Below are 15,240 nucleotides of genomic sequence, written 5' to 3' on the forward strand. Positions count from 1 at the left end.
GCCGGCGTGCAAGACTTTCCGCCTCCAGAGCGTGATACCCGGTGAAGGAGGTATCCCTGTGGAGGTATCCCCCGAGGCGGAGTTCCGCGACTTCGTTGCCGGGCGGGCGCACGTGTTGCTGCGGGCGGCGTACGCCTTGGCCGGCGACCGGCACGCGGCCGAGGACCTGGTGCAGTCGGCCCTGGCCAAGGCGTTCGCGCGCTGGCGGCGGATCAGCGACCCGGAGCCCTACGTCCGGAAGATGATCTACAACGAGTTCGTGTCGAGCCGGCGTATCCAGCGGCGTCGACCCGAGATCGTGGTCGCGCAGTTGCCGGACCGCTGGGATGGCGCGCGTCTGGAATCCGAGACGGTACTGCGGCTTCGGCTGCGTGAGGCGTTGCTGTTGCTGCCGCCGCGTCAGCGGGCTGTCCTCGTCCTGCGGTATCTCGAGGATCTCACCCTCGCGGAGACGGCGGAGGTGCTGTCCTGCCGGGCCGGGACGGTCGCCAGCCAGACTTCCCGGGCCCTGCTCAAGTTACGGGAACTCGTGCCGGACCTCGACTGGTCGGCCAGCTTCGCGGGAGGCCAGCGATGACTCAGGCTGATCGGATTCTGCGCGCGACGATCGCCGAGTTGGCCGACGAGATGCCCGGTCCCAGCGGCGCGCTGGCATCCAATGCGATCGCGCGGGGCAGGCGGTTGCGCCGACGCCACCGCCTGGCCGTCGTGGGCGTCGCGGTCGTGGCGTGCGTCGGGATCACGGTTCCGGGGGCGGTCGTGGCCCGCCAGCTGGCCGGTCCGCCGCCGGCGACATCCGCGCATGACCCGAACGGGCTGCCCGGCGGGTGGATCGTGCTCGGCAAGGGCGACCGGGTCTACGACCGGCTCAGTGGCGGGTTCGTCACGATCCCGCACACCAGCGACGATCTGGTCCAGCCCGCTCCGGCGGGCAGGCGCGTCCTGCTCAACACACCACCGAACTCACTGCGGTTCACCGACGTCGACGGTTCCCACCCGGTAGGCGTGATCACCGACGGTTTTACCGGCAACTACCAGTGGTCGCCCGCGGGAGACCGGGTGGTCACGATGATCAGCCAGAAGGAGCCGTTCCGGATCGGCTTCGCCGTCATCAACGCAGCGACCGGCGCAGTGACGAAGCATTGGATCGACCGGGCGGCGTACGACTGCAGCGAGTGCACGTTCACCTTCACCCGCGACGGCAAGCAGGTCGTCCTGCCGGTCGCGGACCGCTCCGGCGGCGAGGGTGCCGAACGCGTCACCCGGCTGCAGCTGTTCGACGCCACGACCGGCGCACCGAACCGGACGCTGCCGGTACAGGCCGCACCCACCGGACCGTTCTCGTGGTCACCCGACGGCCGCTACGTCATCGCGAAACCGGACCAACTGCAACACCAGCAGGAAATCATCGACGTGGCCACCGGCAGGAGCCGGCCCTTCCCCTACACGGACGCGGTATGGGCCACCAATGACCGGCTCCTCGCGACGGATGCCACGACCGTGTACACGCTCACCCCGAACGGCACCGTCGTCGCCAAGCTCGCCGTCAACCTCGCCTCCGGAGACGACCCGATCACCGTAGGCCCGCCCTCGTAGGCCGGCAGACGGTGATCGGGTCGGCAGATCAGGGAACGATCACTACGCCGCCCCGTACGCCGCCTCGGGCCAGCCGGTCGTGAGCCGCCGCAGCGTCGGCGAAGGAGTAAACACCGGCGACCCGTAGCGGGATGTCACCGCCTTCCACCAACTTCACCAGTTCACCCAGCCGGGAGCCGTCCGGCAGCACGTCCAGCGCGAACGTCCGGATCCCCCTCACCGGCTCCGGGCGCAGCGGGGGTGAGGCGGCCACGTAACCGCCGCCGTCCCTGACCAGTTCCATCAGCGACGAGCCGATCACTGCCAGGTCGACAACCGCGTCGAAGCTGCCCGCCGCTACCGCGAGCGGACCGTCCGAACGCGGCACGAAAGCCGCGCCCTGCGACTCGACGAACTCGCGGTCTCCGGCCCCCGCTACTCCCGTGGCGTGCAGCCCGGCGACCCGGGCCAGCGCGAGGGTGAACCCGCCGACCTGTCCCGCGGCTCCGCTGACGAGCACGGACGAGCCTGCCGGGAGCGCAAGCAGGTCGAGGGCCTGGGCGGCGGCGAGGCCGTCGGTCGGCAGGGTCGCGGCCTCGTTTGCGGGAATCCCGGCGGGCCTGGCGGTCAGCCACCCGGCCTCCAGGACCACATACTCCGCGTGAGCACCGACCGTGGTGCGCAGCCAGGGCGAGAAGCCGATGACTTCGTCATTCACGGTGAAATCACCGACCGATGGACCCACCGCGTCGATTTTGCCCGCTACGTCCCAGCCAGGTGTGTACGGCAGCCCGGCCGGCAACGGTGCCGGAAATCGCCCGGCGCGAATCATGAGGTCAACCGGGTGCAGGACGGACGCGGCGACCCGTACTCGCACCTCCCCCGGCCCCGGCTCCGGTACCGGCAGGTCCTCCGCCACGTGCAAGACCTCCGGCCCTCCGAACTGTGCATAGCTGACTGCGCGCATCGCCGTGCCCTCCGCTGAATGTCATGGTCACCATGACGGTAGGTACTCTTGGGCACTGTGAGAAAGTAGGTACCTAAAAGTACCTAGGGCACCGGATAGGTGGTGGGGCATGGCGACGGCGACCGCTAGCCAACGACGAGAGCAGGCCAAACGTGAGTACGACGCGTTCCTGGCGGGCTGCCCGACCCGGGAACTGCTGAGCACGCTCACCGACAAATGGGCGGCTCTGGTAATCGCGGCGCTCGCAGACGGCCCTCAGCGGCACAGCGAACTCGCCCGCCGCATCGCCGGCGTCAGCCAGAAGATGCTCACCCAGACCCTGCGCACACTGGAACGCGATGGGCTGCTCACCCGCACCGTCACCGCATCGGTGCCGGTGCGCGTCGACTACGCGCTCACCCCGCTCGGCCACGACCTGTTCCCGGTGATGGTCGCGATCAAGACCTGGGCAGAGGCTCACATGGATCGCGTCTTCGAGGCCCGCGCCCAATTCGACGCACGACCATGAAGACCGGTGGGCGCCCAGTCACCTGTTGGGCGTTCCTCCGCGACGGCCGGCGCTCGACGCCCACGACCGGCGTGACCGGGATCCGCAGGTTGACGGCTACACGGTGCCGGACGCGAGCAGAGCGGCCGCCGGCAGCGCGAGCAGCCCGTCACCGTCGAGGTGGACCGCAATGGCGCGGTCGTACTCCCGCCGGATCCGGGCGATCACGCTCGGCGACTGGCTTCGCATCATGAAGCCGGCCATTCCGATGCCGTTCGCGGGCCCGCTCCACCAATCCTCCGGGTCGACACGGTGCACCCAGCTCACGACCGCGCACCGCACGTCATCGAGTCCCGCCTCGCGCAGCAGACCGGACAGGCCATCCTCGGTCCGGGCGAAATCCTTGTCTTCCGGCAACGCCAGCATCTCCGTCGGTCGCTGGGCGCCGGCGGCGTCAAACACCTGCCTCCACAGGCTCTGTGCTGGCGGCTGGGGATAGGGCCAGATCGTCACGGCGATCCGGCCGCCGCGACGCACTACGCGCCGAAGCGCGGCAATCGTTGCCGCGGGGTCACCGACATGATTGATGACGAAGTTGCTCACGGCCGCGTCGAAACATCCATCCGAGAACGGGAGGTCGGGCAGAACCGCTTGCCGCACCTCGGCTTCCGGGACGCGTCGACGGACGACGTCCAGCATGCTCGGCTCCGCGTCGACGGCAACGACCGCCGCACCGCGCCCTACCGCCCGGGCCGCGACCGTTCCCGTACCAGTGCCGACATCGAGCACCCGACAGCCGTTCCCAACATCGGCGGCGTCCAGCAGCTGATCCGTCGGATAGGCGCAAAGGTCACCAACACTGCGCTCGAATGCCGTCGCCTTGCCCGCCCACATCGACCGTTCGTGCTCGTCGAAACTCGTTGCCATGACGTCCCCGCCCTCTGCCGATCAAGGTTGATCAACAAACGTAGCGGAGTGTCCAGAAACCGGCACCGGGCACCCCGCCCGGGTGGGGAACCGCACCCGGCCTCGCCCCGGCCTCTCGAATGTGCCTTGTTGTTACCGTACGGACCCATCCGGATTCCGGCTGTTCTCGTCATAGCCGAGTAGCAGCATCGCTGCCCTGTTGTCGGGTTGGGACCAGAACAGCTCGTGCAACTCGTCGGGCAACTCGTCCCGATGAGTGGCGGTGTGCCCGCGGCGGAAGAAACGGTCGTCCGCCCGCTGAAGCTCGCTGAACGCCGGGATCCGCGCGCCGGGCAGCGACCGCAGCTGCGGTGCCACTGTCGCCACGGCGCGCTCGACGTTGGTTCGCGGGTCCCGGACGAGGTCCTCGTATCGGAGCAGCACACGGTGTGGAGCCGGAGGCCGGAGCCAGCTCAGCACGTTGCGTCCCCAGCCGCCGGTGCCCACCCTGTCGCGACGGGTGATCATCGCTTGCAGCTCGGTCTCGTACCGACCGCTGTCTGTCTCGCTCCGCTGACGGGCCCAGGAAACGAGCGCATCGCGCCCGTCCCGTACGAGACAGATAGCCGGATCGGTCTCCTCAATCTGGCCGTCGCGCTGCCGGTGCGTCTTGACGAAGTGCACCTCACTCGACTCACGCATGACCTCAATCGCCGCGGGGCGCTCGATGAACCCGACCATCTCCGCGCCCAGACGTTCAGCGACGCCGTCAACGTCGTAGACGACAGACGTCGACACCCCGTACAGATGCTTGAGCACGATCCGCAGGAACGTATTACCTGACCGCGGGAACGAGGAGACCCAGACAATCACCGGTGAACGTTAGCGGACGGTCGACTCAGCGGGAAGCCAGGCCGCACGCTGACGCCCCGCTCCCCCGTGTCAGTCACCTGGCACGCACATGAGCGCCAACGCGAACACGCATCCACTGGCGTACGAGTGAAGAGCAGAGGGAAACTCGGTCTCCAACAGGTATGCGGTCTGTCGCTCACCGACCGTGTGCGGCTCACCGAACACCACGGCGGGACTCCCCACAGCCGCGGTCGCGGCCAGTAACGCCTTGTGGTCCTCGGCGAGCCCCGCGTTCTCCTTCGGCACGTGGTCACGCCACTGACGGGCGACCGCACGCTCCGGCACCTGCAGCAGCGGCACCTGAATCCGCGCGAGACTCAGCACGTCGGACGCCACCACCGGCAACGGGTGCGGAACCTGCGGCGCCAGCCCGTCAGCGGCCCGGCTGGCCGCTTCCACCCCACACACCGCATACATCGCCGCAGCCCGGGCATACACCGCGGTCAGCCGTTCCGCATGGTCACGACACGCCTCGTACCGTTCCGACGTCACCCAGGCCAGCATGTCATCCCGGTCCGCATCCCGAGACGACCGCCATACCGGCTCAACCGCATGCGCCAACTGCGCCTGAGCATCCAACACCGCCGAACCGGCATCATTGCACGCCTGCCCCAGCCTCAACAGCAGGTCCACCACGTCGCCCGGCGCTTCCGCCTCCATGTCCAGCGGAAACAGCGATCGCAGACCCGGTCGCCGCAGGTCCTTCCAAGGGGGCGTCATCCCCACAGGATAGGCCGATGGACCGGATGTAGGTACGCAACGATGGGCAGCGATCGCCGGGGTGAACCTTCTCGGTTAGACGTAGTTGAACAACGGGGGAAAGGCGAGGACCACGATCCAGGCCCACACGGCGTACACCGGCAGGTAGCCGGTCTGCCAACGTTCGAGCGCCGCGAACGGCTTGCGCCGACGGATGAAGGTCAGCAGGAGCCACGCCGACCACGCGAGGTTGACCAGCAGGATGACGTTCTCGCCGAGCGCGGCCGCCCTGTTGGGCGTACTGCCGTATTCGTCGGTGATGCGCCCGGCGATTGCCAGCAGCACCAGCACGTCGATGGCCAACGCACTGACCACGAGCGCGAGCTGGAGTTTGTCGAACAGGCCGGGCGGGGCCAACGGATCGCGGGCCGAGAGCGAGTAGAGCAGCAGCCCCAGCACCACAACCAGCAGGAGGTCGAACAGGATCAGTGCTTCGCGCTCGACGTCGATGCCATGACTCGTCCAGACCACGGCGACGAGGAAGGCGAGGAGGGCCGCCGTGAAGAGCGGGGTGAACAGCCGCGTGAGGACCGGCGCGATGTTCTCGACGACACTCTGCTTGGCCTCGACGAGCCATCCGGCCACGACGGCCGCGGCCGCGGCGCCGCAGGGAAGGAGCCAATGCGAGACGAATTCCTGCGGGACGATCCCGATGGCCTTGAAGGTGTTGAACAGGAACGCGGCGAGTACGCCGCCGCCGAGGGCCATGAGTACCAGGTAGATGAACCACTCGCCGGTGAAGCGGATGAAGTCCATGCGTCGGCGGGAGGAGCGCCAGTCCTCGGCGACATAGGCCAGACCGACCACGAGCCACAGAGCGATGGGAAGGTGGATGCTCGTGACGACCACGGACTGCGAGGTGTCCGACAGGGGGTAGACGTTGGCCGCCACGGCGCCGAGAGCGAACAGCGCCACCAGTATCGCGATGACTGGCCGTCGGGCTTTCCGGCGCCAGGCTAGGAACGCCGCCAGCCAGGGCAGTGCGAACAGGGTGAAGTTCCGCGCGTAGAACGAGCTGTCGTCCTGAAGGCTCAGCCCGAACAGTGCTGGCACCTTGACGGACACCACCGCGCCCGCCGCGCAGATGACCATAGCCCACAGGTCCCGCCGGGAGCGCCTGTCGGCGACCGCGCCGCCGGTGTCGGCGGTCAGCACCAGTTGCTTCCACAGCCGTTCCGAATGCTCCCGGGCGAACTCGCGGGAGAGTTCGTCGAGGCTGCCCATCCGCTTGACCGCGACCAGGAACGCCTCATCCGGGCTCAGGCCGGCCGCGATGAGCTCGTCGACGGAGCCGCGGAGGTGGTCTTCGAGTTCGTCGACGTCGAGCGGTTGCAGTTCCTTGCGGCGGAGCACGTACTGGCGCCACTGCTCCAACTGCGCTTCCAACTCCTCCTGCCCGTCCTGTTCCGTCATGCGAGGCCCTCCAGCGGGTTCACCGTCAGCGGCGCACGGTCGTGCCAGATCTCCTTGAGCGCGTCCACGACGGTGTCCCACTGCCGGCGCTGCTCGGCCAGCTCAGCCAGACCCCTGTCGGTGACGCGGTAGTACTTGCGCTTTCGCTCGCCGGTGACCGACTGCCAGGTCGCCTCCACATAACCGAGGCGCTCAAGCCGGTGCAACAACGGGTACAGCAGTCCCTCCGTCCAGTCCAGCTCGCCCCCGGACAGCTCGTTGATCCGCCTGAGGATGGCGTAGCCGTAGCTCTCGCCCTCGGCCAGGATGCCGAGCACCATCGGTGTCGCCGAGGCGGCCACCAAATCCTTAGCGACCTTCACCAGACCTCACCCCGCCCCTATCCCTAGAAGTACGATGCATAGTACTGGTAGGTATTGCGGGGGCGCAACGGGCGGGAGGGGTGGCACATCGCGGGGTGTCGGCGGGTCCGGGAAGTGGCTGCTCCGATGTGCTGACGCCCTCGTCCTGGAAGACGCGCCAGGACTCTGGGCTGCGTCAGCGAGATTGCGTTGTTTGGGTGGCGAGCATGGCGAGGAGTTCGAGCGCGTCGTGATCGGTATTGCCGGGAGTGGCTTGGTAGATCGAGATGCGCCGACCGTCGCTGAGGTGGAGGACTTCGTAGGTGAGGGTGATGTTTCCGACCTGTGGGTGCCGGAAGGTCTTTGATTCGCCCTGGCGGCGGCGGTGGTCGCGGCGGAGTGTGCCCAGTCGGCGAACAGCTCGCGGGCAGCGGGGTGGAGGAAGGTGTACCGGGCGGTGTTGCGTCGTCGCGGTGGCCAGGACGCCAGTCCGTGGAACAGGACGAGTGCTTCGGGGTTGGCGGCGAGCACGTCGCTGACCTGGATGAGGACGTAGGCGGGGCAGGGCCGGACGGTCTCCAGGAGCTGCCGGATTCCTGCGGGAACGGCTTCGACATCGTCGCCTCGGCCGCGCCCTCAAGGACCACCGCCACAAGGTCGTCCTGGCAACCAAATTCGGCCGCATCTCCCACGCACGCGGCGGTGTCCGCATCCTCGACAGCAGTCCCGCCAACATCCGCGCCGCCCTCGAAGGTTCCCTCAAGCGGTTGGGCACAGACCACATCGACCTGTACTTCCAGCACCGCGTCGACCCCGCTACACCGATCGAGGAAACCATCGGCGCGCTGGCCGACCTGGTGGCCGAAGGCAAGATCCGGCATATCGGATTGTCCGAAGCGGGAACCGCCACCATCCGCCGCGCCCACGCCGTCCACCCGATCACCGCGCTGCAATCGGAATACTCGCTGTGGACACGAGACCCCGAGGCGGAGGTGCTACCCCTGACCCGCGAGTTGGGAATCGGCCTCGTGCCCTTTTCGCCACTCGGCCACGGCTTCCTCACCGGTACGATCCGCTCCACCGATCACTTCGACGACAGCGACTGGCTTGTTATTGGTTTCGACCCGGAAGCGATACCCGGCGCCGACGGGAAGGCTCTCCGCGCGGCTCTCGATGCGGAGCCGGCCCGGTTTGGCGAGCACGGCATCGACGCAGCCATGACCCTGGTCGCGTTCGATGAATCGACCGAGCCCACCCTCGTCTCGTCGCTGGCCAAGCACCCGTGGGATGTCGTGGTCGTCGGGGGCGAGATCCGCAAGACCGAGCAACTGCTTCCGCTCTTCGAGCAGATCGTGAACCTGATCCGTCGCCATGCGCCCCAGGCGGCTATTGCGTTCAACACCAGTGGCGGCGACAGCGTCGAGGCGGCACAGCGTTGGCTGTGACGGCCCCTTGACCATGTCCTGAGCCAGTGTCTGCGTCCTGAGTCAGTGTCAGCCGGAAGCCGCTTCGAGGCGGAGTCACAGGTTCGCGATCCAGTGATGTCCTGGGTGCGCGCGGGCGAGGAGCCCGGCCAGGATGGTGCGCGCGTCCGGGGTCAGGTGCGGGACGATCTCGTCGAAGTCCGCCTGATCCTTGGGGCGGGCGTGCTTGGCCTTGAACAGCAGGACCAGTTCGGGCGCCAGGTACGGGATGCCATCTGGGGTTCGGTGGATGATCTCGCTGTAAGGAAGCCGGATCGTCTTGTCGTGCCGGCAGATCCAGGTCGCGCCGTCGTGGGCTTCGCGGAACACGTCGAGTAGGTAGTCGCCGGTGGCCGGATCCCGTAGCCAGGTCTGGTGCGTGGCGGCCAACACGTCCGGCGTGGCGTTCTCCCAGATCCGTCCGCTGCTGACCGCGTCGAAAACGTACCCGGGGAAGCGGTTGCGGACCTCGGGGAAGTCTGCGGCGGGAATCGCGATCTCGATGTCCCCGTGCTCGCGCGTTTGCGTGCCGCGGAACAGATCGAGCGCCCAACCGGCGGCCACGCACCAGGGAGTGGCGATCCCGGACAGGCGCTGTGCGACGTCGCTCGGAGTCCAGCAGGACGACCACCTGGCGGGGAGAGCTTCGAGGTCGGCGGATGACAGTTCGATGCCGCCATCGGGAAGGTGCTCGCTCACCGGCAGGAACCTATCAGAAGCCCGCGTGTCCGTTGGAAGCGTGAACGCGTCCGGCTGGCAGAGGCGGGCCGGGCGCGTGCTGCCGGAGGATCGGGTCAACCAATCCGCGGCCGTCGCCGCCTTGTTCAGGAGGTCCTTGTGTTCATCGCGATCCTCGACTTCAGGACTGCTGCCACCGACCGGCCCACTGCCCTCGCCCAATTCGACGGGGAGGGTCATCGGGTACGCGCCATGCCGGGCAACATCGCTTTCCGGGTCTACGCCGCGCGTGAGGACGACACCGCGGTCGCCGTGGTGCACGAGTGGGACGACGAGGCTTCGTTCGCCGGCTACCTGAGGTCGGACTCCTTCGCACAATTAGGCAAAGTGATTCGGCCGATCATGATCGGAGCGCCGGTGAGCCGGCGTTTCCGCGCCGACCTGCTGGAGACGGTGGCCTGACCGGCGTCGCGACGGACTTCTAGGATCGGCCTGTGCGAGGCCGTCGATGACCCGTAGGGCGTACAGCTTCGTCCGCACGTTCGAGCCGGAGTTCGCTCGCGACCTGTGTGTGGACCGTCACTACCTGCTCTGCGCCTCCGCCGGAACCCTGCGGCTGGAGGCGCAGGGCCAGGCGTGGTTGCTGCCGCCGGCGCGGGCCGCCCTGATCGAGGCAGGCAGGCCGATCCGGGTGAGCATCCCGCGGCCGGTCACGACCGCGTCGGTCCTGTTCGACACCGGATTCACTCCGGCCCCGCCAGCGCCGCTGACGGTATTCGACCTCAACCCGCTGGCACGGGCGCTGCTGACCGAGTGCCGCGCCTGGGGCGAGTGCGACGAACCCCTCACGGCGTACGCAGAGACGCTGTTCGCCGCGCTCGCCGCGGTGACCTGGCGGCTCGCCCAGCAGCCGAGCCCGGTCGTCGTGCCGGCGGGGCGGTCACCGGAACTGCGCCGGGCCCTTGAGCTGACCGAGCAGCGGCTCGGCGGTGAGGTCCGCTTCGAGGATGTGGCAGTCGACGTTGGTCTCGCGCCGCGGTCGCTGGCACGGCGCTTTGCGGAGGAGACCGGCATGACCTGGCGGGCGGTTCTGCGCCGAATGCGGGTCTTGCGTGCGATCGAGGAACTCGCCGCGGGTGACACCTCGGTAACCAGAATCGCATTCATGGTGGGGTACACCTCACTGTCGGCGTTCAACGCCGCGTTCAGGGAGCTGACCGGCCGCGCCCCAACGGAGTACCGGGCCAGCTTTCGGCCCTGACCAGACCAGGATCGAAGGCGCCCAATGGTTCGTGGCCCTAGTCACCACGCTCGGTGTAGCCGTGCGCGACCAGCACGGTGAGGAGCTGTCGCTCCCATGCCATCTCGTCGGCGTCGCGCCAGCGGTGCTGTTGCGCGCACTGCCAATTTGGCGGCTCATCATCGACGATGCAGCCACCGAGCGCCAGTTGGCCATCGGCCGCGGCATCGAACGCTTCACGGACCGGCAGGCCGAACATCAACGGTACGCCGGGCCCACCGCAGTCGGGGCAAGTCGGGATCACGCCGAAAGAGTAGCCGCCCGGCGTTCTCCTCTGCGGTGAGGTGATCAGGCGCATCGCCGCCTGATCGGTCGATCCGGGAAACAGGCCCCGCGCGGCAGCGGTGGATTCACAGTTGAAGCACTCACCGCGAAGCGGTGATCAGCACCGTGTGCTTACGGACGTGAAAGAGACCATGGACGTTGATGCGGGCCTGGACCAATTCGCGCGCCGCCGCCCGCTGCTGCGCGGTGAGGGGCTCGTCCGCCGAGCTGTCGAGGTAGGCGAGGATCGGGTCCGCCGTGGGAATGTCGAGGTCGCAGCGGTAGCGTTCGACGGCGACGTCGGTGAAGTAGCGGGCCAGATATGTGGGCCCGGTCTCGGCGGTGAAGTCGTTCCGGGTGCCGGCCGAGACCAAGTCGGGGCGGCCGATGGCGGGACCGATGGCATCGAGTTCGTCGAGATGGTCCCGGCCGTTCACGGCGACGGCCACCTGGCCGCCGGGGCGCAGTACCCTGGCAAGCTCCCGCAGCGCCACGGCCGGGTTGTCGAGGTGGTAGAGCATGTGATTGGCGATGGCTGTGTCGAAGCTGGCGGCGGGAAACGGTAGGTCGGCCGCGTCGCAGCGCTGAACGTGGGCGCCGGGGATGGTGCGGAGCTGGTCGCACATCACGGGAGAGAAGTCTGTCAACGTGAGGCGAAGCCCACGATTGCGATGCTCGACGTGGGTCCACAGTTTTCCGGTGCCGGCCCCGACTTCGAGGACATCGCCAGCCAGCGGTAACCGTTCATCGAGCCAAGAGAACCAGTCCTGTGGATTGGTGCCGTAGGCGTGCAGCGCGATCCGAGCAGTGAGGTTGCCGGTGGTGGCCGCGTACTGGCTGACGGCGTGGGATGACGGCGTGGTTGCCACCGCCCAAGGGTAGCCGGAACTTCTCATCCGACATCAACGGCCGGTCGGTCACGACCACGAAGGCGGGCGATCAGCCAGTGGTATCCGACCCGTTGCGGTCGATCGCTGCCCGGATCTGGCTGAGCCACTCCGTGCCGAGCTGGCGTCCGTTGGGGAGCTGGTCGCCTCGATCCCAGCGCCACGTTGTGATCATCGCCAGCACGAGGATCCGGCACTCGCGTAGCAAGTCCTGATCGACACCTGGATAGTGCTCGCTGACCTCTTCGGGCGCATGGGCCAGGTCGAATTCGACAGGTCCACGGCAGCACGTCTCGAGGTCGATGAACAGCAGCCCGTTCTTCGTGGTGAGGAGATTGCCTGGGTGCGGCTCGCCGTGCAGTACCTGCTCGACTGGGCCGCGCTCGCCGATCACTCGTCTCAGGTCCCGTAACGTGTTGCCGAGGAGTTCCCGGTCTGCGGCGGCGAGCGCCGGAGTGCGGTCCCGGCTTGCCACGAGTCGTTGCGCCTGCTCGACCCGATCCGTGAAGTGCGGCGTAGGGATGTCGAGTTTACGCATGCCGGCATGCAGCCGCTCGAGCACACTGGCGTAGTCGGCCGGTGAGACCCCTTGAGGTGTCGCAGGTTCGTAGTAGGCCCACAGCGTGACCACGAAGCCATCGCGCTCATAGGCGCGCGGCTCCACTCGAGGGTCGAGAGCAGCCACCGGGCTCCCGGACCCGGCGAGCCGTTGAGCAAGCTCGATCTCGAACTGTGCGACCTGGTCGGCTACAAGTGCCACCCGGGCCAGGACGTCACAGGGCATCAGACGCAAAGTGAGCTTGTTCGAGTCATGAAGAACGGTCGCGTCGTCGACTGTCAGACCAAGTGATGAGGCGGTTGACATGGCCGCGGCCACTGCCCGCGGAACCTCTGACGCCTGCACCGTCGCCTGGCCCTCTCTCCGTTGAGCGCTGCCGTGCTCCTCAAGTAGCGCGACCAGGGGAACCGTATCAAGCGTCGATGTAGGGCGCGGTTCCGCCATCAACCAGTAACACAACATCCCCTCGGCAATGGTCGCGGGGGCCCTCATCGTTCTGACGCCTCGTCCAGGCCCGTCGGGGCCGGACCGACACCGGATCGGGAGTCCTCTTCCAGCGCCTCGACCGCATCGAGAAGGCCACGAAGGCCGATGTCGTAGCGCTCGGCGTCCGCCTGATCGAACAACCACTCCTGCGAGGGCACGACGACGGCCTCCTCCGTCGGTTGGTCGGCCTCGACGAGGGTCAGCTCCGCCCTGACGTTCAGCTCGAGTTCGTGCAGGAAGGCGTCATCGCCGGTCGCGCTACTCATCGTTCCTCCATACGTGACAGTTCAGGCGACAGCTATGACCGGACAGCCGGGCGTCCTGTGACAGCCCGTGGCGAGAAAACTGACTCGGCGAGCCGCCACATCGGCTACCCCTCCCTGCGAGCGCGGCACTGTGGCTTCCCTCACCCGCGAAGAACCAGAGAATCACCCGCGAAGGACCAGAGAATCAGCATCGGTAGCGTGTTCCGCCAGGGATCTCGTAAGCGCGCTCGGCAAAGCGAGCGCGATCCGGCCAAGAGGCGGACCGGCGCATGCCAGCGCCGGATGAGGATCACTCGAGGAAGAACGGCGGTGGCGCGGTGAGGACCAGTCGGCTGGAGGCATTCAGCGACGGGGTGATGGCGATCATCATCACGGTCATGGTGCTGGAGTTGAAGGTTCCGCAGGGCCACCACCTCACCGACCTCGTGCATACGACCGGAGTCGGGCTGCTGACGTATCTACTCAGCTTCGTCTATGTAGGCATCTACTGGAACAACCACCACCACATGTTCCATTTGGTACGGCACGCAAGCGGCGCGGTGCTGTGGGCGAACCTGTCGCTGCTGTTCTGCCTATCGCTGTTCCCGTTCACCACGGCTTGGATGGATGATTCGAAGTTCGCGCAGACCCCGGTCGTCACCTACGGCCTGAACCTGCTCAGCGCGGCAATCGCGTACTACACGCTCCAGACGGTGATCATCCGGCAGCAAGGGCCACAATCGCCACTGCGGCAGGCCGTCGGCCGCGACCTGAAGGGCAAGATCTCCCCAGCGTTCTACCTCGCCGGGATCCTCAGCGCCTGGGCGATCGACCGCAGCGGCCGTGTGGGAGTCGCGATCGCCTTGGCGTGCTTCATCGGGGCGGCACTGCTGTGGATCGTCCCCGACCGCCGGGTCGACCGGGTGGCCCGCCGCTACGAGACCTCCGACTGAGGCGTACGGGGACGTCACGCTCACCAGCCCGGACCCGCAGACGGCGAGCCACGACCGGGCCGCGGACGGGTGGCGGCGGGGCCTACCGCGCCGGCAGCGCGACACCCCACTTCACCGCGAGTTCCGCCATGGCGGCCCGGTCGCGGTCGGCCGCCTCGGTGAGGATCCCCCACGCCCCGGCGCCGAGCGGGAGCCGCAGCGGCGGCTGGGCGGCGTCGTTGACCAGAGCCAGGACGGTGTCCGCGAACTCCTCCGGCTCGCTGAGCGTGAAGCCGGCCGGTACCTCGCCCCGGATCAGCGCCCCGATCGGGTCCACGACGGGACGGTACGCGGGCAGCCGGGTGGCGGCGTCGGCCAGCGAGGCGCCGTAGTTGGTGGCGAACACGCCCGCCTCCAGGAGCGTGACCCGGATGCCGGTACCCGCGGTCTCCAGCGCCAGCGTCTCGGTCATGCCCTCCAGCGCGAACTTCGAGGCCACGTAGGCGCCGAGTCCGGGCATCGCCGAGCGTCCGGTGGTCGAGGAGACCATCAGCAGGTGTCCCGAGCCCTGCGCCCGCATCAGCGGCAGTACCAGCCGGGTCATCCGCCACGGCCCGAGCAGCAGGGTCTGCAACTGCGCCTCGATCTCGTCGTCGGTCAACTCCTCGACGGCGCCGAGCGTCCCGCACCCGGCGTTGTTGACCAGTACGTCCACCCCGCCGAACCGGTCGACGGCAACCTGTACGGCGGCGGCACAGGCGTCCGGATCGCGCACGTCCAGCGCGCAGGTCTCGACCGTGTCCGGGTGGCACTCGCGCAGTTCGGTCAGAGCCTCGGGCCTGCGGGCGGTGGCCAGTACCCGGTCTCCGGCGTCCGCGGCCGCCCGGGCGAGCGCCCGGCCCAACCCCGACGAACATCCGGTGATCAGCCAACGTCGCGTCATGACCGCTCCTCATCCCTGATGCCTGATCCCTGCCGGCCGACGGCAATCGGCGTCGACGCGACCACTGTCCGGGGCGAAACGGCTGCCATCAATCTTGTATCCGACACCGCTTCTCCTCCGCTC

The 15,240-nt window shown here is 68.0% G+C and carries 19 protein-coding genes and 1 pseudogene; 7 read left to right on the forward strand and 13 right to left on the reverse strand.

Features of this window, described 5'->3' with window-relative positions:
• Nucleotides 1–58 precede the first annotated feature (58 nt).
• Together Raf01_RS26540 and Raf01_RS26545 are read left to right on the forward strand one after the other, a co-directional pair.
• On the forward strand, nucleotides 59–577 hold the full coding sequence (locus Raf01_RS26540) for a SigE family RNA polymerase sigma factor (RefSeq protein WP_239133932.1): 519 nt from the start codon (nucleotides 59–61) through the stop codon (nucleotides 575–577).
• Entirely contained in the window at nucleotides 574–1,596 is a 1,023-nt protein-coding gene (locus tag Raf01_RS26545; protein WP_203920735.1) for a TolB-like translocation protein, read from the forward strand. Before Raf01_RS26540 ends, Raf01_RS26545 begins: the two co-directional genes overlap by 4 nt.
• A gap of 28 nt (nucleotides 1,597–1,624) precedes the next feature.
• Here Raf01_RS26545 and Raf01_RS26550 read toward each other — a convergent pair whose 3' ends face one another.
• The gene (locus Raf01_RS26550; protein ID WP_203920736.1) at nucleotides 1,625–2,494 is read right to left on the reverse strand and encodes an NADP-dependent oxidoreductase; all 870 of its coding nucleotides are present in this window, start codon (nucleotides 2,492–2,494) and stop codon (nucleotides 1,625–1,627) included.
• A gap of 157 nt (nucleotides 2,495–2,651) precedes the next feature.
• On the opposite strand from Raf01_RS26550, the gene Raf01_RS26555 reads away from it, so the two are divergent.
• Nucleotides 2,652–3,050, forward strand: a complete 399-nt coding sequence (locus Raf01_RS26555; RefSeq protein WP_203920737.1) for a winged helix-turn-helix transcriptional regulator — start codon at nucleotides 2,652–2,654, stop codon at nucleotides 3,048–3,050.
• 96 nt (nucleotides 3,051–3,146) lie between these two features.
• Here Raf01_RS26555 and Raf01_RS26560 read toward each other — a convergent pair whose 3' ends face one another.
• The 6 genes and pseudogenes from Raf01_RS26560 to Raf01_RS50935 all read right to left on the reverse strand — a co-directional run bounded on the left by Raf01_RS26560 (nucleotide 3,147) and on the right by Raf01_RS50935 (nucleotide 7,954).
• A complete protein-coding gene (locus Raf01_RS26560; RefSeq protein ID WP_203920738.1) occupies nucleotides 3,147–3,923 on the reverse strand; it encodes a class I SAM-dependent methyltransferase in 777 nt (258 codons plus the stop codon).
• A 165-nt stretch (nucleotides 3,924–4,088) separates the two neighbouring features.
• The gene (locus tag Raf01_RS26565; protein ID WP_203920739.1) at nucleotides 4,089–4,808 is read right to left on the reverse strand and encodes a sulfotransferase domain-containing protein; all 720 of its coding nucleotides are present in this window, start codon (nucleotides 4,806–4,808) and stop codon (nucleotides 4,089–4,091) included.
• A gap of 69 nt (nucleotides 4,809–4,877) precedes the next feature.
• The gene (locus Raf01_RS26570; protein WP_203920740.1) at nucleotides 4,878–5,507 is read right to left on the reverse strand and encodes a hypothetical protein; all 630 of its coding nucleotides are present in this window, start codon (nucleotides 5,505–5,507) and stop codon (nucleotides 4,878–4,880) included.
• Nucleotides 5,508–5,642: 135 nt separating this feature from the next.
• Nucleotides 5,643–7,019 (reverse strand): permease prefix domain 1-containing protein, encoded by a 1,377-nt coding sequence (locus tag Raf01_RS26575; protein ID WP_203920741.1) that lies wholly within the window; start codon nucleotides 7,017–7,019, stop codon nucleotides 5,643–5,645.
• Nucleotides 7,016–7,381, reverse strand: coding sequence for a PadR family transcriptional regulator (locus Raf01_RS26580; RefSeq protein WP_203920742.1), 366 nt, complete (start codon nucleotides 7,379–7,381; stop codon nucleotides 7,016–7,018). The genes Raf01_RS26575 and Raf01_RS26580 overlap by 4 nt, the downstream gene beginning before the upstream one ends.
• Before the next feature lie 175 nt (nucleotides 7,382–7,556).
• Nucleotides 7,557–7,954, reverse strand: a pseudogene (locus Raf01_RS50935) (MmyB family transcriptional regulator).
• An 89-nt stretch (nucleotides 7,955–8,043) separates the two neighbouring features.
• On the opposite strand from Raf01_RS50935, the gene Raf01_RS49805 reads away from it, so the two are divergent.
• Nucleotides 8,044–8,805, forward strand: coding sequence for an aldo/keto reductase (locus Raf01_RS49805; RefSeq protein ID WP_239133939.1), 762 nt, complete (start codon nucleotides 8,044–8,046; stop codon nucleotides 8,803–8,805).
• 75 nt (nucleotides 8,806–8,880) lie between these two features.
• On the opposite strand, the gene Raf01_RS26595 is transcribed toward Raf01_RS49805, so the two are convergent.
• Nucleotides 8,881–9,522, reverse strand: coding sequence for a nucleotidyltransferase domain-containing protein (locus Raf01_RS26595; protein WP_203920744.1), 642 nt, complete (start codon nucleotides 9,520–9,522; stop codon nucleotides 8,881–8,883).
• A 138-nt stretch (nucleotides 9,523–9,660) separates the two neighbouring features.
• On the opposite strand from Raf01_RS26595, the gene Raf01_RS26600 reads away from it, so the two are divergent.
• On the forward strand, nucleotides 9,661–9,963 hold the full coding sequence (locus tag Raf01_RS26600; RefSeq protein WP_203920745.1) for an antibiotic biosynthesis monooxygenase family protein: 303 nt from the start codon (nucleotides 9,661–9,663) through the stop codon (nucleotides 9,961–9,963).
• Nucleotides 9,964–10,009: 46 nt separating this feature from the next.
• Nucleotides 10,010–10,762 (forward strand): AraC family transcriptional regulator, encoded by a 753-nt coding sequence (locus tag Raf01_RS26605; protein WP_203920746.1) that lies wholly within the window; start codon nucleotides 10,010–10,012, stop codon nucleotides 10,760–10,762.
• 37 nt (nucleotides 10,763–10,799) lie between these two features.
• Here the strand turns inward: Raf01_RS26605 and Raf01_RS26610 are convergent, their stop codons facing one another.
• The 4 genes from Raf01_RS26610 to Raf01_RS26625 form a co-directional block, all read right to left on the reverse strand.
• Nucleotides 10,800–11,099: a hypothetical protein gene (locus Raf01_RS26610; protein ID WP_239133933.1), complete on the reverse strand. Its 300-nt coding sequence runs from the start codon at nucleotides 11,097–11,099 to the stop codon at nucleotides 10,800–10,802.
• Nucleotides 11,100–11,166: 67 nt separating this feature from the next.
• Nucleotides 11,167–11,934: a class I SAM-dependent methyltransferase gene (locus tag Raf01_RS26615; protein WP_203920747.1), complete on the reverse strand. Its 768-nt coding sequence runs from the start codon at nucleotides 11,932–11,934 to the stop codon at nucleotides 11,167–11,169.
• A gap of 70 nt (nucleotides 11,935–12,004) precedes the next feature.
• A complete protein-coding gene (locus Raf01_RS26620) occupies nucleotides 12,005–12,829 on the reverse strand; it encodes a phosphotransferase (RefSeq protein ID WP_239133934.1) in 825 nt (274 codons plus the stop codon).
• Between the two features lie 170 nt (nucleotides 12,830–12,999).
• Nucleotides 13,000–13,263, reverse strand: coding sequence for a hypothetical protein (locus Raf01_RS26625; RefSeq protein ID WP_203920748.1), 264 nt, complete (start codon nucleotides 13,261–13,263; stop codon nucleotides 13,000–13,002).
• 317 nt (nucleotides 13,264–13,580) lie between these two features.
• On the opposite strand from Raf01_RS26625, the gene Raf01_RS26630 reads away from it, so the two are divergent.
• Nucleotides 13,581–14,195 (forward strand): TMEM175 family protein, encoded by a 615-nt coding sequence (locus Raf01_RS26630; RefSeq protein ID WP_203920749.1) that lies wholly within the window; start codon nucleotides 13,581–13,583, stop codon nucleotides 14,193–14,195.
• Between the two features lie 82 nt (nucleotides 14,196–14,277).
• On the opposite strand, the gene Raf01_RS26635 is transcribed toward Raf01_RS26630, so the two are convergent.
• On the reverse strand, nucleotides 14,278–15,117 hold the full coding sequence (locus tag Raf01_RS26635) for an SDR family NAD(P)-dependent oxidoreductase (protein WP_203920750.1): 840 nt from the start codon (nucleotides 15,115–15,117) through the stop codon (nucleotides 14,278–14,280).
• Nucleotides 15,118–15,240 lie beyond the last annotated feature (123 nt).

This window comes from Rugosimonospora africana, from assembly GCF_016862975.1.
Taxonomy (GTDB): domain Bacteria; phylum Actinomycetota; class Actinomycetes; order Mycobacteriales; family Micromonosporaceae; genus Rugosimonospora; species Rugosimonospora africana.

Excerpts from the sequence above, each read along its gene's own strand:
- Raf01_RS26545 (WP_203920735.1), top strand. The coding sequence starts at position 574 with ATGACTCAGGCTGATCGGATTCTGCGCGCGACGATCGCCGAGTTGGCC.
- Raf01_RS26555 (WP_203920737.1), top strand. The coding sequence starts at position 2,652 with ATGGCGACGGCGACCGCTAGCCAACGACGAGAGCAGGCCAAACGTGAG.
- Raf01_RS26560 (WP_203920738.1), bottom strand. The coding sequence starts at position 3,923 with ATGTGGGCGGGCAAGGCGACGGCATTCGAGCGCAGTGTTGGTGACCTT.
- Raf01_RS26570 (WP_203920740.1), bottom strand. The coding sequence starts at position 5,507 with ATGGAGGCGGAAGCGCCGGGCGACGTGGTGGACCTGCTGTTGAGGCTG.
- Raf01_RS26575 (WP_203920741.1), bottom strand. The coding sequence starts at position 7,019 with ATGACGGAACAGGACGGGCAGGAGGAGTTGGAAGCGCAGTTGGAGCAG.
- Raf01_RS26605 (WP_203920746.1), top strand. The coding sequence starts at position 10,010 with ATGACCCGTAGGGCGTACAGCTTCGTCCGCACGTTCGAGCCGGAGTTC.
- Raf01_RS26610 (WP_239133933.1), bottom strand. The coding sequence starts at position 11,099 with ATGCGCCTGATCACCTCACCGCAGAGGAGAACGCCGGGCGGCTACTCT.
- Raf01_RS26625 (WP_203920748.1), bottom strand. The coding sequence starts at position 13,263 with ATGAGTAGCGCGACCGGCGATGACGCCTTCCTGCACGAACTCGAGCTG.
- Raf01_RS26635 (WP_203920750.1), bottom strand. The coding sequence starts at position 15,117 with ATGACGCGACGTTGGCTGATCACCGGATGTTCGTCGGGGTTGGGCCGG.